The following is a 19,324-nucleotide window of genomic DNA, read 5'->3' as shown; positions in this document are numbered from 1 at the left end:
GCTCAGTTCTCCTCCTTTCGCATATTGCCGGTGAGTACCCATGACCCCTGACGGCTGTAACGCACATTCTCCGGCTCGGTGCCCAGCTCCTGCTCAATGAAGTGTTCGATCTTCATCTGGCAGAAGCCGCCCTGACAGCCGCCCATCATGGCGCGGGTGCGGTACTTGATGCCGGTCATGGTGGAAACGCCCAGCGGGTTGTGGATGGCCTGCAGGATCTCGGCCTTGGTCACTTCCTCACAGCTGCAGATCATCTCGCCGTAATCGGGGTCCTGCGCGATGAGCTCTGCCTGCTGTTCCGGCGTGCACTCGGCAAACTTGACGATGCCCTTGTGGTGCGGGTCAAAGTCTGGGTTTTCCTCAAACTTTTCGCGCTCCTGCATCAGACCGATGACGTAGCGGGCCAGCGGCACGCTGCCGGTCAGGCCCGGGGATTCAATGCCCACGAGGTTGACGGCATTGGGTGCCACGTCGTCCCGGATCTCCACCTTCCAGTCCTGAATGGCACCGTTTTCATCCACCCACTTGGGCTGGATGCCGGCGAAGGTGCGGATCTGATCCTTTTAAAGATGTGGGGCCACAGCTTTGCGCCCTCCACGGCCAGACTGTCCATGTTGGCCTGCGGCACGCTGTAGTCGTCCAGCACATCGGTGTTCTCCGCGTCCGGGCCAACAGTCACGTTGCCGTCCACGGTGGGGGTGATGTGGATGCCCATATAGGTGTTGCTGGGCACCGGGTACACCGGCATGGGCAGCAGCTTGCCCATGCGCTTGTGCAGGATGATGTAGTTGCTGCGGGAGCCGATGACACGGTAGCCTGTCAGGCCCAGCAGGTCGGAGATCTGCTTTGCGCCCAGACCAGCGGCGTTGACCACCCAGCGGGTGCAGAAATCGCCATGGGCAGTATGCAGGTAGTACAGCTCATTTTCCCGGGTGATAGCCTCTACCTTGTGGTCAAAGAAGAAGTCCACGCTGTTGGCGTGTGCGTTCTCGGCCAGAGCCACCGTGTACAGGAACGGGTCCATGATGCCGCTGTTTTTGGACCACATGGCAAACTTGCCCACCACGGCGGGCACCAGCTCGTGCAGCTTTGCTTCATCGATCATCTCAAGGCCGGTGCAGCCGTTGACAGCGCCCTGCTTCATGGTGCGCTCCAGCTGCTCCATGTCCTCGGGGGTGTTGCCCACCAGCACCTTGCCGCAACGCTTGAACGGGAAGTTCAGCTCTTCGGCCAGCTGATCCATGATGCGGTTGCCTTCTACGCAGCATTTTGCTTTCAGGCTTCCAATGGGGTTGGCAAAGCCGCCGTGCACCACCGCAGAGTTGCGGCCGCTGGTCTCGTTGCAGACATCCAGATTTTTTTCCAGCACTGCAATGCTCAATTTGTAGCGCGAAAGTTCGCGTGCAATGGCGCTGCCCACGACACCCGCACCGATGATGACCACATCGTATTGTTTTTTCATGGTATCCACCTTTCTTCCTGATTTGGAGATCCGGCTTTTGTGTTATATATTTCATTGACTAAAATATATAACATTTCATAATCTCTGTCAAGCCGTTTCCGGCAAAAAACTGCACAAAAATATGCCGCATCTTTTGGCATAGATACGGCATTTCTGAACGTGATACGGTTGTTTCAGGCTTTGAAATAGTGTGGGAATGCTTCCCGGATCGCAGAAAGGTTCTCCGTGTAGCGCTGCATATGCTGCCCGGCAATGCGGTGTGCTGCCGCCGCATCCTTCTGTTCAATGGCTTTCAGCAGGCTGACGTGATCTTCGTAGATCGTTTTTGCGGGCCTGCAGCGGAAGCTGAGGATGGTGGTGCGGTCAAAATGCGGAGCCAGATTTTCCACCAGATCGTACCAGTACGGGCAGCCGCACTGCACATAAAGCAGCCGGTGGAACCCCTTGTCCAGCTCAAAGATCTTTTCTTCCTGTGCACGCTCAATGTACATGCGCCAGAGCGCCACGTTCTCCCACAGCTGGTCGATATCCGCCGGGGTCAGCTTTTCGCACGCCATGCGGGCGATCTCTGCTTCCAGCACAGCGCGCAGATGGCGCACTTCTTCCACCAGCTCTGCATCGATGAGAGAAACATAGGTGCCGATCTTGGGCCGGATCTCAATGAGCCGCCGCTGCGCCAGCTCCAGCTCTGCTTCCCGGAAGGGGGTGCGGCTCACCCCCAGCTGTTCGCACAATTCCGGCTCGTTCAGTTTTTCACCCGGCTCCAGACGGGTATTGATAATATTATCGATCAATACCCGCAGAACAAAACTTTTTGCAGATTCATGCTCTCTGCGCTCTGAAATCGTAATCATCGGAAGGCTCCTTTCCCTCACAGGGAAACACTGTTCTCAGACTGCTGGGTCAAGTATACCACACTGCACACCGGCGTAAAAGAGGACAATATATAAAAGGAAGAAAACTGTGTCAGAATTGTAAAAGATAAAATATTTTAACTATTATTCTTGACTTATCCAACGATTCGGCTATAATGGTCGTGTTCGCAAGAAGCTTCAAAAAATTTAGATATTCAAAACAAATTAAAGGAGACTACTACCATGACGTTTGAAGAAATGAAGAAGATTGTTGTTGATACCCTGAACTGCGACGAGGACAAGGTGACCATGGAGGCCAGCCTGACCGAGGATCTGGAGGCCGACAGTCTGGATGCCGTGGAGCTGAACATGGCTCTGGAAGATGCCTGCGGCGTGTCCATCCCGGACGAAGAGCTGGCAAAGCTCAAGACCGTGGGCGATATCTACAACTACATCACTGCACATATCTGAGGCAAAAAGCAATGAACGATATCCGAGATCTTTTCCCCGGCCGAATGCGGGAGCGCACCTTCCAGCTGAAGGCCAAGCGGGATGCCGGTGCCGTCTGGCACGAGCAGCAGTTTGTGGAGTGCAAGCAGTGCGGCCGCCGCGCCGCACGCACCCTGTGGGCAAGAAGCCTTTACGTCTGCCCAAACTGCGGCTACCACATGCCCATTGGCGGGTACTACCGGCTCAGTCTGGTGCTGGACCACGGCAGCTTCCGGGAACTGGATGCCGACCTTGCTCCGCAGGATGTGCTGCATTTTCCGGGCTACCCTGAAAAGCTTGCCGCCGCCCAGAACAAGACCGGCCTGCGCGAAGCCGCTGTAACGGCCACCGGCCGCATCGGCGGGGTGGCCTGCGTGGCTGCCGTGCTGGACAGCCGCTTTTTCATGGGCAGCATGAGCACTGCCGTGGGCGACAAGATCACCCGCGCCATCGAGTACGCCGCCGCAAAGCACCTGCCGCTGGTTATTTTTTCGGCCAGCGGCGGCGCGCGGATGCAGGAGGGCATTTTCAGCCTGATGCAGATGGCAAAGACCAGTGCCGCCATCCAGCGCTTTTCGGCAAAGGGCGGGTTGTACATCAGTGTGCTCACCCACCCCACCACCGGCGGTGTGACGGCCAGCTTTGCAAGCCTTGGTGACATCATGCTGGCAGAGCCTGGCGCGCTGATCGGCTTTGCAGGTCCGCGGGTCATTGAGCAGACCATTGGCGAAAAGCTGCCTGCCGGATTCCAGCGCAGCGAGTTCCAGATGGAGCACGGCTTTGTGGATCAGGTGGTGCCCCGCAGCCAGCTGCGGGATACCCTGATCCAGGTCTTGCAGCTCCATGCAGGAGGAAAACACGAATGATCAAGGAAATTTTAGAGCAGCTGGCTCCGCTGGATGCCCAGATCGCCGCGCTGAAAGGCAGCGGCAACGAGATGGATGCCATCACGGCCCATGCCTCCGAGCTGGCAGAGCTGGCTGTGGAAGAGGACGAGATCCTGCGTACCTGCGGCCCGCTGACCGCCGAGGATCGGGTATTTCTAGCCCGGCACCCGGAGCGCCCCCACATTGATGAGACTGTTTCTGCCCTGTTCACCGACTTCTTTGAGCAGCGCGGCGACCGTCAGTGCAAGGAAGACCCTGCCATTCTGGGCGGCATCGCCCGTTTTCACGGATTGCCGGTGACGGTCATCGGCCACCGCAAGGGCAGCACACTGGAAGAAAATCTGGCCTGTAACTTTGGTATGCCGGGGCCGGAGGGCTACCGCAAGGCCCTGCGCCTGATGAAGCAGGCCGAAAAGTTTGGCCGGCCCATCATCACCTTCATTGACACGCCGGGCGCTTACCCCGGCAAGGATGCCGAGGAGCGCGGTCAGGGCGAAGCCATTGCACGCAACCTGATGGAAATGAGCGGCCTGACCGTGCCGGTCATTGCCGTTGTCACCGGCGAAGGCTCTTCCGGCGGTGCGCTGGCACTGGGTGTGGCAAACCACATCCTCATGCTGGAAAATGCCGTTTACTCGGTGCTCAGCCCCGAGGGCTTTGCCAGCATTCTATGGAAGGATGCTTCCCGCAGTGGCGAAGCCTGCGAGATGATGAAGCTGACCGCGCAGGATCTGTACAGCGATGGCATCGTGGAGCAGGTGATCCCGGAACCGTTGGGCGGCGCACAGCGCAGCCACGCAGCCTTGTTTGAACAGTTGGATGTTGCTTTGCGGGTGCACCTGAAAGAGCTGTGCCGCATGAGCGGCCGCCAGCTGGCCGACCAGCGCTATAAAAAATACCGCCAGATCGGAGAAACGAGGAACGCATGAGTGGTTTACAGCTGATCGCCACCGGCGGGGCCATCCCCGGCCGAACGGTCACCAACGAAGATCTGAGCCGCATGGTGGATACCAGTGACGAGTGGATCACCAGCCGCACCGGCATCCGCACCCGGCACTGGTGCACGGAGGATGAATCTGCCGCCACGCTGGCCATTTCCGCCGCAAAGCAGGCTTTGGCCCGCAGCGGCCTTGCCCCTGCGCAGATCGGGTGCTGCATCTGTGCCACCCTGTCCGCCCCAGACGCGACCCCCAGTGTAGCCTGTCAGGTGCAGGCGGCGCTGGGCCTTCCCGAGGACCGGCCTGCGCTGGATGTCAACGCGGCCTGTTCCGGCTTCCTCTACGGCATAGCCGTGGCGCGGGGACTGCTGACAACTTTGGGTGGACAGTATGCCCTCGTCATTGGGTGCGAAGCCCTTTCCCGCCTGATGGACCCCGCCGACCGCTCCACCTGTGTACTGTTTGGGGATGGAGCCGGTGCTGCCATTTTTCAGCTGTCGGACACTCCCTTTGCTCTGACGCTGGGCGCGCGCGGCAGCGATGTTCTCCATGCGGGCGGGCCGAACCGCACAGGTTCTGCGCCCATCACCATGGACGGCAAGGCCGTATTCCGCTTTGCAGTGGATGCCCTGCCCAAGTGCCTGCACACTGTGCTGGATGAAACACAGCTGACCCTCGATGATCTTGAGTGGGTGGTCTGCCATCAGGCCAACAGCCGCATCATCGACCACTGCGTGCGGGCGCTGAAGGCCGACCCGGCAAAGTTCTACAAGAACATGGACCGCCACGGCAACACCAGCGCCGCCAGCATCCCGGTAGCCCTGAACGAGCTTGCCGAGAACGGGCAGCTGCAGCCGGGCCAGCTTCTGGCCTGCATCGGCTTTGGCGGCGGCCTGACATGGGGCGGCGCAATTTTTCAATACAAAGAGTAAAAATCATGTTCGGCAAACGGGCTCGCCCTCTCAGTCACCTTCGGTGACAGCTCCCCCAAAGTGGGAGCCTTTGGCAAAACCGAAAAGTTTACCGTACTGCCAAGGGCTCTACCCTTGGGAGAGCTGTCGAGCAGAGCGAGACTGAGAGGGCGAGGACGCTTACCGATAGGATAAAACTATGAAACTTTTAAATGAAATTCTAGGCACAAAATACCCCATCATTCAGGGCGGCATGGCCAACATTGCCACCGGCGAGTTTGCCGCCGCCTGCTCCAACGCGGGTGCGCTGGGCATCATTGGTGCGGGCGGCATGAACGCCGACACCCTGCGCCAGAACATCCGCCGCTGCAAAGAGCTGACCGACAAGCCTTTTGGCGTGAACATCATGCTCATGCATCCGCAGGCAGATGAGTTTGCCAAGATCGTGGTGGAAGAGGGCGTGCCCGTTGTAACCACCGGTGCAGGCAACCCGGGCAAATATATCCCCGCGTGGAAAGCGGCAGGCATCAAGGTGATCCCGGTTGTCGCCGCCGCCGTTCTGGCAAAGCATCTGGAGCCGCTGGGCATCGATGCTGTCATTGCTGAGGGCACCGAGAGCGGCGGCCATGTGGGCGAAATGGCTACCATGGCGCTGGTGCCGCAGGTGGTGGATGCCGTAAATGTACCCGTCATTGCGGCTGGCGGCATCGCCGATGGCCGCCAGCTGGCAGCAGCTCTGGCTCTGGGTGCCTGCGGCGTGCAGGTAGGCACCTGCCTGCTGGTGAGCGAGGAGTGCCCCATCCATGAAAACTACAAAGCCGCCCTGCTCAAGGCCAAGGACAGCGATACCATCGTGACCGGCCGAAGCGTGGGTGCGCCGGTGCGAGTGCTGAAAAACCGAATGAGCCGCGAATATGTCCGGCAGGAAAACGCCGGTGCCGACAAGATGGAGCTGGAAAAGTACACCCTTGGCAGCCTGCGCCGCGCCGTGTTTGAGGGCGACACCACCACCGGAAGCCTGATGGCCGGTCAGGTGGCAGGCATGCTGCACGAGGTGCGCCCGGTGGCGGATATTCTTGCAGACCTGTGGAACAGCGGGAGGCAGCGCATTGCCGCGCTGAGCACCGAATGCTGACCCTCGGCAGAAAGACCCTGTCTGTGCCCATCTTACAGGGCGGCATGGGTGTGGGCGTTTCCCTTGGCGGGCTGGCCGGTGCTGTTGCAGCCTGCGGCGGCATGGGGTGCATCTCCACCGCCGATGCAGGCTACCGGGAGCCGGACTTTGCCCGCGACCCGGCAAGTGCCAACCACCGTGCACTGACCGCCGAGATCCGGAAGGCAAAGGAGATCGCAAAGGGCGCGGGCATGGTAGCCATCAACGCCATGGTGGCAACGCAGGATTATGCGGCCGCGATCCGCACCGCTGTGGAAGCGGGCGTGGACGCGGTGGTGTCCGGCGCGGGCCTGCCGTTGGAGCTGCCCGGCATCGTGGGCACAACGGATGTTGCCATCGCGCCCATCGTTTCCAGCGGAAGAGCCGCAAAGCTCATCCTGCGCCGCTGGGCCAAAGAGTTTGGCCGCACCGCTGATTTTGTGGTGATCGAAGGCTGCAAGGCAGGCGGACACCTCGGCTTTGCCGAAGATGATCTGCTGGCAGGCAAATGCCAGACCCTCGACGACATCCTGCCCGAGGTGCTGGCCGAGGTAAAGCCCTTTGAAGCACAGTTTGGCCACAGCATCCCCGTGTTTGTGGCAGGCGGCGTGTATACCGGTGCCGATATGGCCCACTTTACCGCAATGGGCGCTGCGGGCGTACAGCTTGCCACCCGCTTTATCACCACCTACGAGTGCGACGCATCCCAGGGCTACAAGGACGTTCTGCTGAACGCCCGGCCCGAGGATGTACGGATCATCCACAGCCCGGTGGGAATGCCGGGCCGTGCACTGAACACCCCGCTGGTGCAGGCGCTGGCAGAGGGGACCCGCTTCCCTCCCCGGCACTGTGCCCGCTGCCTGAAGACCTGCGACCCCGCCAAGGTGCCCTACTGCATCACCCACGCGCTCATCGAAGCCGTAAAGGGCAATGTGGAGGAGGGCCTGTTCTTCTGCGGGGCCAACGTGGGCAGGCTGGACCGGATGCGCACGGTACAGGAGCTGATGGATGAACTTGTGACCGAATGGAGGCAAAATCAATGAAGCTTGCCGTTTTATATGCCGGTCAGGGGGCACAGCACCCCGGCATGGGCAAAGAATTTTACGAAGGCTCTCCCGCGTTCCGGGCGGCATTTGACAGTGCAGAGCTGGACTTCGATCTGCACCGCGTCTGCTTTGAGGACCCGGACGGCCTTTTGAATCAGACCGAATACACCCAGCCCTGCATGGTGGCCTTTGCCTGCGGCGTGACCGCAGTGCTGGCCCAGCAGGGCGTGAAACCCGCTTATGTGGCCGGGCTTTCGCTGGGCGAATACTCCGCGCTGGAAGCTGCCGGGGTGTTCACCGCAAAGCAGGCTATCGAGCTGGCCGCTTACCGCGGCAAAGCCATGGCCGAAGCTGCAAAGGGCATCGACTGCGGCATGACCGCCGTGCTGAACCTTGACCGGCAGGCACTTGCAGCCTGCTGTGAGCAGGCTGCACAGCTCGGCTGTGTGCAGATCTGCAACTACAACTGCCCGGGTCAGCTGGTCATCGGCGGCGAGAAAGCCGCTGTGGACAAAGCCGCCGCACTGGCCAAAGAAGCCGGTGCCCGCCGCTGCATCCCGCTCAAGGTGAGCGGCCCGTTCCACACCCGTCTCATGGCCCCCGCCGGGGATGCACTGGCAAAGCGTTTTGCGTCTGAGCCCTTTGGCGAGATGCAGGTGCCGGTGCTGTTCAACTGCCTTGGCCGTGAAAAAGCTGAGCAGGACAGCATCCCCGCCCTGCTCGTGAAGCAGGTGCAGAGCAGCGTTTACATGGAAGATACGCTCCACCGCCTCGGTGAGCTGGGCGTAGACCATATTCTGGAAGTTGGCCCGGGCAGTGCTCTGGCTGGCTTTGTGAAAAAGACCCTGCCCGGCGTGGTCTGCGCTTCGGTGGAGACCCCGGAGCAGCTGAGCGCCGCACTGACAGCATGGAAGGAAGAGCTATGAGCGAAGAAACGATCATCCGCACCGCCGTTGTTACTGGCGGAAGCCGGGGCATTGGCCGGGCTGTGTGCATCCAGCTGGCAAAGCAGGGCTGCAATGTCGTGGTGAATTACTGCCACGGCGAAGCTGCAGCTGCCGAGACGGTGGCTCTGTGCAAGGCCGAAAACGCAAATGCCGTGGCTGTGCAGGCCGATGTTTCCACTGCCGAGGGCTGCAAAGCGCTCTTTGAACAGGCGGTGAATGCCTTTGGCCGGGTGGATATCCTTGTGAACAACGCGGGCATTACCCGCGATAATCTGATCCTGCGCATGAGCGAAGAGGACTTCGATGCAGTGCTGAACGCAAACCTCAAGGGTGCGTTCCTCTGCTGCAAGGAGGCCGCCCGCCGCATGGTGCGCCAGCGCTGGGGCCGCATCGTGAACCTTTCCAGTGTGGTGGCCCTGCGGGGCAACGCCGGCCAGACCAATTACGCCGCCAGCAAGGCGGGCCTGATCGGCCTGACCAAAAGCCTTGCCCGCGAGCTGGCAAGCCGCAATGTGACCGTGAATGCGGTCGCGCCGGGCTTTATCGAGACCGACATGACCGCCGCCCTGCCGGAAGCCGTCCGTGCCGAAATGGCAAAGGGCATCCCCGCAGGCCGCGCAGGAAAGCCGGAGGATGTGGCAAATGCAGTGGCATTTTTTGCCGCAGAACAAAGCAGCTATCTCACCGGGCAGGTGCTCTGTGCAGACGGCGGCATGGCAATGTAAAAGGAGAAAACTCTCATGGAAAAACGCAGAGTCGTGATCACCGGCCTTGGCACCGTGAACCCGCTGGGCAACAACACCGCCGACAGCTGGGCCGCTGCCAAAGCGGGCAAATGCGGCATCGGCCCCATTACCCAGTTCGATACCACCGATTTTAAATGTAAGCTGGCAGGCGAGGTGAAGGGCTTTGACCCGGAAACCATCGTGGACAAAAAGGAAGCCCGCAAGATGGCCCGCTTTACCGTTCTGGCCCTTGCTGCCGCCGCTGAAGCAGTTGCAGACAGCGGTCTGGACACCGAAGCGGAAGCCAAACAGATCGGTGTCATCCTTTCCAGCGGCATCGGCGGTCTGCCCACCATTGAGGAGCAGCACACCCGTGGTGAAGAGAAGGGCATGGAAAAGGTAAGCCCCTATTTCGTGCCCATGTCCATTGCCAACATGGCAGCGGCACAGGTGGCCATCCGCTTTGGCCTGAAGGGCATGTGCACCTGCCCGGTGACGGCCTGCGCCGGCGGCACCAATGCCGTAGGCGATGCCTTCCACCGCATCCGTGACGGCTACGAGACCGCCATGGTCTGCGGCGGTGCAGAGAGCTGCATCAGCCCTCTGGGCATCGGCGGCTTTACCAGCATGAAAGCGCTTTCCACTGCGACCGATCCGGATGCAGCCAGCCTGCCCTTTGACGCACGGCGCGGCGGCTTCGTGATGGGCGAAGGCAGCGGCGTGCTGGTGCTGGAAGAGTTGGAGCATGCCCGTGCCCGTGGTGCGCGCATCTACGCTGAGGTGGTGGGCTACGGTGCCAACTGCGACGCCTACCACTTCACCGCTCCCGCCCCCGGCGGCGCAGGTGCCATCGACTGCATGGCGCTGACGCTGGCGGATGCAGGCATCGCACCGGAGCAGGTGGACCACATCAACGCCCACGGCACCGGCACCCACATGAACGATGCCTGCGAGACCGCCGCCATCCATGCGGTGTTCGGCGAACACGCAAAGCAGCTGACTGTGGTGAGCACCAAGAGCATGACCGGCCATCTGCTGGGCGGTGCGGGCGGCATTGAAGCCGTATTTACAGCGCTGGCCCTGCATGACCAGTTTGCGCCGCCCACCATCCACTATGAGCAGCCCGATCCCGAATGTGATCTGGACTATGTGCCGAACACTGGCCGTGCGCAGGCCATGATCTACGCACTGAGCAACAGTCTGGGCTTTGGCGGGCACAACGCCTGCATCGCCCTGCGCAGATGGGAGGGCTGACCCATGGCAGAACCCCGCACCGTGCGTGCAGACGCAAACACCCTGAACAGCGAGGAGATCGCGGCGCTTCTGCCGCACCGCTATCCCTTTGCTCTTGTGGACCGCATTCTGGACTACGAGCCGGGCCAGTGGGCCATCGGCCGCAAGTGCGTGAGCCGCAATGAGGAATTTTTCTGCGGACATTTTCCCGGCCAGCCGGTGATGCCGGGAGTGCTCATTCTGGAAGCACTGGCCCAGACCGGTGCCGTTGCGGCGCTCAGCCTGCCGGAGAACAAGGGCAAACTGGCCCTCTTCGGCGGCATCAAGAATGCCCGCTTCCGCAAGCAGGTCACCCCCGGCGATGTGCTCACCCTGCACTGTGAACTGGTAGAGCAGCACGGCCCGGTGGGCGTGGGCAAAGCCTCGGCGTGGGTGGACGGCAAGTGCGCCGCCACCGCTGAGCTGACCTTTGTGCTGACCGACCCCAACGCCTAAAAACACCCCTGTGAGTTTAAAAAAGCTCACAGGGGTGTTTTCCGTTATTTTACCATTGAGAAGCCGCTTCGCTCTCTCAGCCAAGCGCCACATCCAGAACCATCAGTGGTGCCCCACCAGATAGGCCACCCGGTCGATCTGCGCCGCCGTCATGCCAGTATCCGCCAGAAATTCCCGCACCAGCGGGGCACTCTCCTGCTCCTGATACTTTCCATTGGTGTTACTGCAATGGTAGGATCGCATATTTACTGATTTCTGTATCTGTTCAGGACAGCATCCGGGATATGGCAGTAACTGCAGTCTTCAGGGTGCCGTTCCAGATGGTGCTGATGCTCCTCAGCGCTCCGGACATAATTTGTCAGCGGCAGCACTTCCAGCATGATCTTGTCCCGGTCCTCCCGGCCGTTTATAAAAGCTCTTGCTTCTTCCAGATGTCTGGGATCTGTACTGTACAGCCCTGTCCGGTACTTTTTTCCAACGTCCACGCCCTGTTTGTTCAGGCTGTAGGGGTCGATGATCTCAAACAGGTGTGCCATCAGTTCTGAAATGCTTGTGTTTTTCTCATCATAGACCACTTTTACGCATTCTGCATATCCATCGTATGGGCCATCCAGAGAACTCGTTGTTCCGTTGGCTCTGCCGGCTTCAGTCATCTGTACACCAGGCACTGTGTCAAAAAAATGCTGTACGCCCCAAAGGCATCCGCCTGCGATATAGACCGTTTCCATCTTGATTTTCCCCTTCCTGTTGATCATATATCAGCTTTGCTCCTATTCTACCACGCTTTTCCACTGTCGGAAAGATATCGGAAAACAAAAATGGCCCCGGAGGGCTTATCGCAGCTCTCCGGGGCCGCCTTATGCAGAGTGATTTTCTCTCGATGGGCTTCCAGAAATGCTTTGCTGTAATCAGCTTGCATGAACCACAGCGGAAGAACCCTCATAAGATACAGAAAAGATTTCTGTATTTTTCTTGACAGTTTTCCCATATTCTGTTTTAATACATCTGATAAAAGGGAGTAAAGGGCAGTGTTCCGGCTTATTCTTCGGGAGACTGCTGCATGGCAGCGTCATCACGGCAGAAATGCCCGATGTCATGTGTTCGCTTGAGACTTTTGTCACAGACAAGGTGCTGTGGCAGGAGTCTCTTTTTCTTGTCACCGTACCGGAGCACAATAGGAGGCAAGAAAACTATGAACTTTCTGAACACATTCGCAAGTCTGTTTTCCAATTTTGGAAACCTGACTTGGCAGATGGTGGTGATGTGGGGCATTGGTGCATTGCTCATCTACCTTGCCATCGCCAAAAAAATGGAGCCGAGCCTGCTTTTACCCATGGGCTTTGGTGCCATTCTGGTCAATCTTCCGCTGTCCGGTGCCATCACGCAGGGCGATACCGTAGGCCCCATTTCTGCCCTGTTTGAAGCAGGCATGTCCAACGAGCTGTTTCCCCTGCTGCTTTTCATCGGCATTGGTGCTATGATCGACTTTGGCCCCCTGCTGGAAAAACCGTGGCTCATGCTCTTTGGTGCCGCAGCGCAGTTTGGTATTTTCTTCACCCTGTTTCTGGCAGGCTTCTTCTTTGATTTGAAGGATGCTGCTTCCATCGCTGTCATTGGTGCAGCGGACGGTCCCACCGCCATTTTTGTAGCTAACACCCTCAACTCCCAGTACCTTGGTGCCATCATGGTGGCAGCGTACAGTTACATGGCTCTGGTGCCCATCGTGCAGCCGCCGGTCATTAAACTGCTGACCACCCAGAAGGACCGCCGCATCCGGATGCCCTATGAAAAGGGCAATGTCAGCCAGCTGACGAAGATTCTGTTCCCCATTGTGGTAACCATCATTGCCGGTATGGTAGCTCCTGCCAGTGTAGCTCTAGTTGGTTTTCTGATGTTCGGCAACCTGCTGCGGGAGTGCGGCGTACTGAACGCCCTCAGCGAAACCGCGCAGAATGTGCTGGCAAACCTCATCACCATCGTGCTGGGCCTGACCGTGGCCGGACAGATGACCGCTGACAAGTTTGTCCGGCCCGATACCCTGCTCATCCTTGCACTGGGTCTGGTAGCCTTCGTTTTTGATACCGCAGGCGGCGTGCTGTTTGCAAAGCTGCTGAACCTGTTCCTGCCCGAAGGCAAAAAACTGAACCCGATGATCGGTGCAGCCGGCATCTCCGCCTTCCCCATGAGCGGCCGTGTGGTCAACAAGATGGGATTGGAAGAAGATAACCAGAATTTCCTGCTGATGTACTCCATCAGCGTCAACGTTTCGGGGCAGATCGCATCCGTCATTGCAGGCGGCCTGATTCTGACCCTGATGGCTTAACGGAGGTACACTTATGCTTCATCTTTCTTCGTGGATGACCACCCTGCCCATGATGCTCATCGGCATGGTCGGCATTCTTCTCGTCATTGGTGTTATTGTCCTGGCTGTGATGCTGCTCAACCGGCTGACAAGTCGGAAATAATTCACCCCATCAAGTAGAAACGAATTTACGGCGAAATATCGCTATAAATATGATGCACAGGCCTTCTAAAACTGTGATTTTGTGACAACTTGGTGTCACTTCAATAAAGAACCCGCTTTCACTTCAATTTGATGTTGAAAGCGGGTTCTTTTCGCTTTTATGCGTGTTTGACGGCGGTTTCAAAAAGATTGACTGCTGCGTCCTCTTGCGTGTCGGTGTTGTGGGTACCACGCTTTTTCACTTCCGAAAAGATGTCAGAATACAAAAACCCCCGAAGAGCTTTTTACGGTTCTCCGAGGGTTGGTTCTATGCGCCGGTGTTCCTCACACCGATGCACAAACGTTATTCGATTTCAATGAGATTGGGATTCGCAGGCAGAGCCTTCTGCTGCTGCGGTGCGGGCAGTACGATGTGCAGGATGCCATCCTCGAACTTTGCGTGGATGTCCTCCTTCTTCACGGCATCACCCACATAGAAGCTGCGGGCACAGGTACCGGAGAAGGTCTCACGGCGCAGATAACGGCCATTGTTGTCCTTCTCGTCATTGGAGTGGTTGCGGACGGCCTGAATGGTCAGGTAGCCGTCACTCAGCTCCATCTGAACGTCTTCCTTCTTGCAGCCGGGCAGGTCAACAGCCACATCATAGTTGCCATCGGCGGTCTGCTTCACATCGGTTTTCATCATGTTTGCGCCGCGCTTGCCGAAGGTCTCACGCTCTTCACGATTCATTGCACGCTCCAGCGCACCGTCGTTCCAGAACGGATCAAAGAAATCATCGAACAGATTTTCATGGAAAACAGCAGGCATAAACATAAAACAACCCTCCAATCCCGGCGTTCGGGTCGGGCATAAAATCAAGATCGTGCATCAGAAGCGGAGTCTTCCCGGGAGCCTTGCGGTTCCCTCATGCCCCTTTCTCCTGAGCACGCCACTGTTATAACACTGTTTATTAGCAGTGTCAATAGTAGAGTGCTAAAATTCACAAAAGAATAATACTTTTATAATATTTCATGCAATTCTCGGCAAAATCGTTTGCACTGGATTCAATTTTTTCTTCTCCAATCGTAGTCTTTCGCTGTGACAGAACGGATGCAAGCCGTTTTTTCAGAACCAGGCGATCCATTGCCCGCGTAAACAATGCAGTTATCAAAAAGTCTCTCTGTCCTTGCAGCGTCTTGCGTTCTGCCGGTCCACCCGCTATAATAATGTAGAAACCGAGATGAAAAGAGCGTGATATTGTGGAAGAGACCGAGATCAGTCATTTTCTCCACATTCTGGTCCGAATGGGCGAAGCTTTACAAAACAGCGGCGCAGAAGTATTCCGCGTTGAGGACACTTTGAACCGGATCGCAATCGCCTATGGGGCAGAAGATGTGAATGTATTCGTGATCACATCCAGCATCGTGGTCACGCTTACCATGCCCTCGCTGCCGCCGCAGACCGAGACCCGCCGCCTGCGTCACGCTGCCAGCAATGACCTGCTGACATTGGAAAAGCTCAATGCGCTCAGCCGCCGTATCTGCACAGCGCCTCCTTCCATAGAAGAGTTTCAGCGCCAGCTGAATGCCATTCTGGCACAGCATCCGGACCCAAGACTGCATCTTGCCGGCAGTGTGTTGGCTGCTTCCAGTTTTGCCATCTTCTTTGGTGGAAATCTCTGGGACGGCCTGCTGGCCGGCGGCATTGCCGTTCTGATTTGCTGGATGGAGCGCTATCTCTCGCCTTTTTGTATGAATGGCGTAGAATTTCAGTTTATAGCATCATTTCTCAGCGGTGTCTCCACTCTGCTGCTCTGCCGCTTTGGGATGCAGTTTCATGCCGATAAAGTTCTGATTGGTATCATCATGCTGCTGATTCCCGGCATCATGCTGACAAATTCCATCCGGGACATCTTACTTGGGGACATTATTTCCGGCTCTCTTCGACTGGTGGAAGCCATTCTGATGGCCGCCACCCTTGCACTCGGCATGATGGCCGCCATCTGGTTGATGGGAGGAATTTCCGCATGATACAGGTTTTTTCGCAGTTGCTCAGTGCTGCCCTTGGTTCGGTCGGTTTCGGACTGATCTTCAATCTGAACCGGCGCTACTTACTCGCCGCCGGTGTAGGCGGACTTCTGGCATGGCTGGCTTATCTTCTTGCCGCCAACACCCTGCACAGCGTCTTTCTTGCCAATCTGTTGGCCGGTTTCTGTGCCGCTCTGTATGCCGAAATTCTTGCCCGATGCTGCAATGCACCCTCTACGCCTTTCTTCATCACTGCTGCCATTCCCCTCATTCCCGGAAGCACCCTCTACTACTGCATGAACGCAGTCGTCTCCAATGATTTGTCTGCTGCAGAGCATTTCGGAGAGCAGACCTTTCTGGCCGCTCTTGGAATTGCCGGCGGTATGGCAATCGCATGGTGCCTGGCCGATTTGAGCCGGAAGCTGCACGCACTTGCAATCCGTTCTTCGGGAAAGTAGCGATCTTCCACATTGAAGAATGCCCCTGATGATCGGGTCGTTTGAGCTGCTGCTCTGAAATACGGAAAAAGGCCGTCCGGCACCGCAGCAGGGCTGCCTTTACAATTACAAGGATGTGTCTCTATGAAACTCAAACAATTCATTCAGCAGGAAACGGTCCTCACCGCAGCCGCTGTGCTGGCCGTTGTCTCCGCCTTCTTTGTTCTGCCGGATGCGCAGTATCTCGGCTACATCAACCTGCGCACGCTGGCGATTTTGTTTTCCCTGATGACGGTCATGGCCGGGCTGCGGCGGCAGGGCTTTTTTGATGGACTGGGCCGGGCATTGCTGTCCCGTACCCACAGCACCTTTCAGCTGACGCTGGTACTGGTCGGGCTGTGCTTTTTCGGAAGCATGTTCATCACCAACGATGTTTCCCTGCTGACCTTCGTTCCCTTTACGTTCGTGGTCCTGAGCCGTCTGGGAGCGGATGTCCGCCGCTCCCTTCTGATCCCGGTGGTCTGTATGCAGACCATTGCGGCAAACCTTGGCAGTATGCTGACCCCCATCGGCAACCCGCAGAACCTCTATCTTTACGGAAAAAGCGGCATGAGCACCGGGGAATTTGTTCTTCTTATGCTGCCCTACACCCTGGTCTCTCTGCTCCTGCTGCTGGCTTGGGCAGCGCTGGTCTGCCGGAAAGCCTCTGCCGCCCTCTCCGTGGACGAGCTTGTTTCTTCTTCTGCATCTCAGGGAGATCAGAAGATCATCCTGCTGTATCTGGTTCTGTTTGCCGTTTGCCTGCTGTCCGTGATCCGGGTGTTGCCTTATGGCATTGCCTTTGTCGCTGTACTCGTCTGCGCCCTTTTTGCAGACCCGCACACCTTACGGGCAGTGGACTATTCCCTGCTTTTGACCTTTGTGGCTTTTTTCATCTTCATTGGCAATCTGGGGCGCATTCCGGCCTTTTCCGGCTGGCTGCAGGAGTTTCTGACCGGCCGGGAAGTTCTTGTGGCGGTTCTTGCTTCGCAGGTCACCAGTAATGTTCCCGCCGCCCTGCTGCTGTCCGGGTTCACGGCAGAGACACAAGCCCTCATCATCGGCACCAATCTGGGAGGTCTTGGCACTTTGATCGCATCCATGGCCAGTCTTATTTCCTACCGACAGATCGCACGGGAGCTGCCACAGGGGAAGAAGCAGTATTTTGGGCTGTTCACCCTGTCCAACCTGATCTTCCTTGCGATCCTGCTGGGTGTGTGGTTTTTGCTCCGCTGACCGTGGCAGATGACTTATGGTTTTTCTATAAAGCTAAAAAGGGAAGTTCCGTCACGGACGAATGTCCAGGCAGAACTCCCTTTGGTTTTATCGTATGGTCAGAATGCCGGTGCCCACCGGCACCTCCAGCAGCTTGCCGGAAAAATGCTCCGGGATGCCGGACAGTGCCTTTTCCAGATAGGCATCGTTTTCCACCTTGTTCATGTCCCACACCAGACGGCACACCGCTTTCCCGCTCAGGGTGGAGCAGGTGATCATACCATCATAAAAATTGTTGCCGCCCGTCAGCCGATAGGCGCTGCGAATCGCTTCTTTTCGTTCCATGCTCCGTCCTCCTTACACTCTTTCACCGCTTTTGCGCCGTAACGCACAGCCAGCCCTTTTTATTTTTGTGGCTTTGGATCTGACAGAATCCTGCTTGTTCCAGATACGCTTTCAGTGCAGTATCCGTATAGATGGTCATGCCATTGATGATCTGCGTCCATTTGTCGTCTTTTGTCGTTTCGCCGTTCGCTTCGTTACAGATGAAAAAGACCCCGCCGGGCTTCAGCACTCGATAAACCTCTCTGAAATTCTGTGCAAGCTCCGGCCAGAAGTAGACCGTTTCAAAGGCGGTCACCACATCAAACTGCTCCGCTTTAAACGGCAGTTCTGCCACGCTTGCCTGTTGCACGGTACACCGTCCTGCTGCAATGGCTCTGGCATTGACCTTTCGCGCTTTTTCCACACTGACGGCTGAGTAGTCGATGCCCTGCACCTTGCCGTTGGGGCACAGTTTCAACAACGTTTTAATGTTCGCTCCACCGCCGCAGCCGCAGTCCAGCACCATGGCATCCGGGGCAGGCTGTAAAAAGCGCAGCCCCCATTCTGCCATTGCGCTGTGTCCAAAGTTCATCATAGCAACCATGATCTTCCCGCCAAGGCCTACGGGCTTTCGGGTATTTTCAAAAAAGGACATAACGCCACCCTCTTTCTGTTTACCGTTCACAATGCAATGCTTTTTACCAGATGCGCCCACTGCACCGGATGACAGGCCCGCAATTCCTCGTGCTGTGAGTTAGGCAATGCTAACTTTTCATTCTATAAAAAGCCGCTTCTCAGCGGTCCTTCTGCCAAAATAATACGCCCTGCCGTCTCCTCTGTCAAGGAGTTTAGGCATTTTCGGGTATTCCGAAAGAGATTTCGCTTTTGGGAACCCCCAACCGTCACCCCAGTGCCACATCCAGCACCATCATCACGCTGAAGCCCACCGCGAAAAACACCGTGCCAACGTTGGAGTGCTGCCTCTGCGACATTTCCGGGATTAGTTCCTCCACCACCACATACAGCATGGCTCCGGCGGCAAAGCTGAGCAGATAGGGCAACGCGGGCACCACGATGCCTGCCGCCAGAATCGTCAACACTGCCCCGATGGGCTCTACGATGCCGGACAGTACGCCGCCCCAGAACGCCCGGCCTTTTTTCATTCCTTCCGCCCGCAGTGGCATGGAGATGATAGCCCCCTCCGGGAAGTTCTGGATGGCAATGCCAAGGGAAAGTGCCAGCGCCCCGGCGGCGGTGATCTGAGCCGTTCCAGCAAGGTAGCCGGCATAGACCACGCCCACTGCCATACCCTCCGGGATGTTGTGCAGCGTCACCGCCAGAACCATCATGGTGGTGCGCTGGAGCTGGCTTTTTGGCCCTTCGGCCTGCAAGCTGTTCTGGTGCAGATGCGGGATGAGATGGTCCAGCAGCAGCAAAAACAGGATGCCCAGCCAGAAACCCACCACCGCCGGGAAAAACGCCAGCCTGCCCAGATCTGCGGCCTGCTCCATAGCCGGGATCAGCAAGCTCCATACCGATGCCGCCACCATGACCCCGGCGGCAAAGCCGGTCAACGCCCGCTGGACGCTGTCGCGCAAAGAGTTTTTCAAAAAGAACACACAGCCCGCTCCAAGGCTTGTGCCTAGAAATGGAATCAGGATCCCCCAGAACGCGTCTTGTATCATGTAGTACCTCCTT

Annotated in this window: 24 protein-coding genes; 15 read left to right on the top strand and 9 right to left on the bottom strand. The window is 57.6% G+C overall.

What is annotated here, in order from left to right:
• Nucleotides 1–2: 2 nt before the first annotated feature.
• The 3 genes from PXT33_RS06275 to PXT33_RS06265 all read right to left on the bottom strand — a co-directional run bounded on the left by PXT33_RS06275 (nt 3) and on the right by PXT33_RS06265 (nt 2,316).
• Entirely contained in the window at nt 3–521 is a 519-nt protein-coding gene (locus PXT33_RS06275; RefSeq protein ID WP_347070529.1) for a (2Fe-2S)-binding protein, read from the bottom strand.
• Nucleotides 422–1,462 (bottom strand): NAD(P)/FAD-dependent oxidoreductase, encoded by a 1,041-nt coding sequence (locus PXT33_RS06270; protein ID WP_347070528.1) that lies wholly within the window; start codon nt 1,460–1,462, stop codon nt 422–424. The genes PXT33_RS06275 and PXT33_RS06270 overlap by 100 nt, the downstream gene beginning before the upstream one ends.
• A 173-nt stretch (nt 1,463–1,635) precedes the next feature.
• On the bottom strand, nt 1,636–2,316 hold the full coding sequence (locus PXT33_RS06265; RefSeq protein WP_097778254.1) for a GntR family transcriptional regulator: 681 nt from the start codon (nt 2,314–2,316) through the stop codon (nt 1,636–1,638).
• A 243-nt stretch (nt 2,317–2,559) separates the two neighbouring features.
• Between PXT33_RS06265 and acpP the strand changes: the two genes are divergently transcribed.
• The 10 genes from acpP (at nt 2,560) to fabZ (ending at nt 11,140) form a co-directional block, all read left to right on the top strand.
• Nucleotides 2,560–2,787 (top strand): acyl carrier protein, encoded by a 228-nt coding sequence (acpP, locus tag PXT33_RS06260; protein WP_005939770.1) that lies wholly within the window; start codon nt 2,560–2,562, stop codon nt 2,785–2,787.
• Nucleotides 2,788–2,798: 11 nt separating this feature from the next.
• Entirely contained in the window at nt 2,799–3,671 is an 873-nt protein-coding gene (gene accD, locus PXT33_RS06255) for an acetyl-CoA carboxylase, carboxyltransferase subunit beta (protein ID WP_223387915.1), read from the top strand.
• Nucleotides 3,668–4,621: an acetyl-CoA carboxylase carboxyltransferase subunit alpha gene (locus PXT33_RS06250; RefSeq protein ID WP_005939761.1), complete on the top strand. Its 954-nt coding sequence runs from the start codon at nt 3,668–3,670 to the stop codon at nt 4,619–4,621. The genes accD and PXT33_RS06250 overlap by 4 nt, the downstream gene beginning before the upstream one ends.
• On the top strand, nt 4,618–5,562 hold the full coding sequence (locus PXT33_RS06245) for a beta-ketoacyl-ACP synthase III (RefSeq protein ID WP_005939758.1): 945 nt from the start codon (nt 4,618–4,620) through the stop codon (nt 5,560–5,562). Before PXT33_RS06250 ends, PXT33_RS06245 begins: the two co-directional genes overlap by 4 nt.
• Nucleotides 5,563–5,740: 178 nt before the next feature.
• Nucleotides 5,741–6,676: a DUF561 domain-containing protein gene (locus PXT33_RS06240; RefSeq protein ID WP_294648257.1), complete on the top strand. Its 936-nt coding sequence runs from the start codon at nt 5,741–5,743 to the stop codon at nt 6,674–6,676.
• Nucleotides 6,670–7,737 (top strand): nitronate monooxygenase family protein, encoded by a 1,068-nt coding sequence (locus PXT33_RS06235; protein ID WP_332376677.1) that lies wholly within the window; start codon nt 6,670–6,672, stop codon nt 7,735–7,737. Before PXT33_RS06240 ends, PXT33_RS06235 begins: the two co-directional genes overlap by 7 nt.
• Nucleotides 7,734–8,666, top strand: coding sequence for an ACP S-malonyltransferase (gene fabD, locus PXT33_RS06230; RefSeq protein WP_097782026.1), 933 nt, complete (start codon nt 7,734–7,736; stop codon nt 8,664–8,666). The genes PXT33_RS06235 and fabD overlap by 4 nt, the downstream gene beginning before the upstream one ends.
• Nucleotides 8,663–9,412 (top strand): 3-oxoacyl-[acyl-carrier-protein] reductase, encoded by a 750-nt coding sequence (fabG, locus tag PXT33_RS06225; RefSeq protein WP_097774746.1) that lies wholly within the window; start codon nt 8,663–8,665, stop codon nt 9,410–9,412. Before fabD ends, fabG begins: the two co-directional genes overlap by 4 nt.
• A gap of 15 nt (nt 9,413–9,427) precedes the next feature.
• Entirely contained in the window at nt 9,428–10,666 is a 1,239-nt protein-coding gene (gene fabF, locus PXT33_RS06220; RefSeq protein WP_332376120.1) for a beta-ketoacyl-ACP synthase II, read from the top strand.
• A 3-nt stretch (nt 10,667–10,669) separates the two neighbouring features.
• Nucleotides 10,670–11,140: a 3-hydroxyacyl-ACP dehydratase FabZ gene (fabZ, locus tag PXT33_RS06215; protein ID WP_249235706.1), complete on the top strand. Its 471-nt coding sequence runs from the start codon at nt 10,670–10,672 to the stop codon at nt 11,138–11,140.
• Nucleotides 11,141–11,242: 102 nt separating this feature from the next.
• Here fabZ and PXT33_RS06210 read toward each other — a convergent pair whose 3' ends face one another.
• Together PXT33_RS06210 and PXT33_RS06205 are read right to left on the bottom strand one after the other, a co-directional pair.
• Entirely contained in the window at nt 11,243–11,383 is a 141-nt protein-coding gene (locus tag PXT33_RS06210; RefSeq protein WP_242959377.1) for a hypothetical protein, read from the bottom strand.
• Between the two features lie 2 nt (nt 11,384–11,385).
• Nucleotides 11,386–11,868, bottom strand: coding sequence for a peptide-methionine (S)-S-oxide reductase (locus PXT33_RS06205; protein ID WP_097774744.1), 483 nt, complete (start codon nt 11,866–11,868; stop codon nt 11,386–11,388).
• Nucleotides 11,869–12,332: 464 nt separating this feature from the next.
• Between PXT33_RS06205 and PXT33_RS06200 the strand changes: the two genes are divergently transcribed.
• Nucleotides 12,333–13,463, top strand: coding sequence for a sodium ion-translocating decarboxylase subunit beta (locus PXT33_RS06200; protein ID WP_005939727.1), 1,131 nt, complete (start codon nt 12,333–12,335; stop codon nt 13,461–13,463).
• 13 nt (nt 13,464–13,476) lie between these two features.
• The gene (locus tag PXT33_RS06195; protein WP_097782029.1) at nt 13,477–13,605 is read left to right on the top strand and encodes an oxaloacetate decarboxylase; all 129 of its coding nucleotides are present in this window, start codon (nt 13,477–13,479) and stop codon (nt 13,603–13,605) included.
• A gap of 342 nt (nt 13,606–13,947) precedes the next feature.
• On the opposite strand, the gene PXT33_RS06190 is transcribed toward PXT33_RS06195, so the two are convergent.
• Complete coding sequence (locus PXT33_RS06190; protein WP_005939725.1) at nt 13,948–14,418, bottom strand: Hsp20/alpha crystallin family protein; 471 nt, start codon at nt 14,416–14,418, stop codon at nt 13,948–13,950.
• Between the two features lie 425 nt (nt 14,419–14,843).
• On the opposite strand from PXT33_RS06190, the gene PXT33_RS06185 reads away from it, so the two are divergent.
• From PXT33_RS06185 to PXT33_RS06175, 3 genes are all read left to right on the top strand, one after another.
• The gene (locus tag PXT33_RS06185) at nt 14,844–15,614 is read left to right on the top strand and encodes a threonine/serine exporter family protein (protein ID WP_005939719.1); all 771 of its coding nucleotides are present in this window, start codon (nt 14,844–14,846) and stop codon (nt 15,612–15,614) included.
• Complete coding sequence (locus PXT33_RS06180; protein ID WP_332376119.1) at nt 15,611–16,069, top strand: threonine/serine exporter family protein; 459 nt, start codon at nt 15,611–15,613, stop codon at nt 16,067–16,069. The genes PXT33_RS06185 and PXT33_RS06180 overlap by 4 nt, the downstream gene beginning before the upstream one ends.
• Before the next feature lie 123 nt (nt 16,070–16,192).
• Nucleotides 16,193–17,323, top strand: a complete 1,131-nt coding sequence (locus tag PXT33_RS06175) for an SLC13 family permease (protein ID WP_332376118.1) — start codon at nt 16,193–16,195, stop codon at nt 17,321–17,323.
• An 87-nt stretch (nt 17,324–17,410) separates the two neighbouring features.
• Here the strand turns inward: PXT33_RS06175 and PXT33_RS06170 are convergent, their stop codons facing one another.
• From PXT33_RS06170 to PXT33_RS06160, 3 genes are all read right to left on the bottom strand, one after another.
• Entirely contained in the window at nt 17,411–17,647 is a 237-nt protein-coding gene (locus tag PXT33_RS06170; protein ID WP_243139131.1) for a hypothetical protein, read from the bottom strand.
• 22 nt (nt 17,648–17,669) lie between these two features.
• On the bottom strand, nt 17,670–18,281 hold the full coding sequence (locus PXT33_RS06165) for a methyltransferase domain-containing protein (protein WP_332376117.1): 612 nt from the start codon (nt 18,279–18,281) through the stop codon (nt 17,670–17,672).
• Between the two features lie 247 nt (nt 18,282–18,528).
• Nucleotides 18,529–19,311 carry a ZIP family metal transporter gene (locus tag PXT33_RS06160; RefSeq protein WP_332376116.1) on the bottom strand — a complete coding sequence of 261 codons (783 nt, stop codon included), beginning with the start codon at nt 19,309–19,311 and terminating at the stop codon, nt 18,529–18,531.
• Nucleotides 19,312–19,324: the final 13 nt, after the last annotated feature.

Source organism: Faecalibacterium taiwanense, from assembly GCF_036632915.2.
In the GTDB taxonomy this organism is placed as follows: Bacteria; Bacillota; Clostridia; order Oscillospirales; family Ruminococcaceae; genus Faecalibacterium; species Faecalibacterium taiwanense.
The sequence above is the reverse complement of the archived record's forward strand: the minus strand, read 5'-3'. Positions and strand labels throughout refer to the sequence as shown.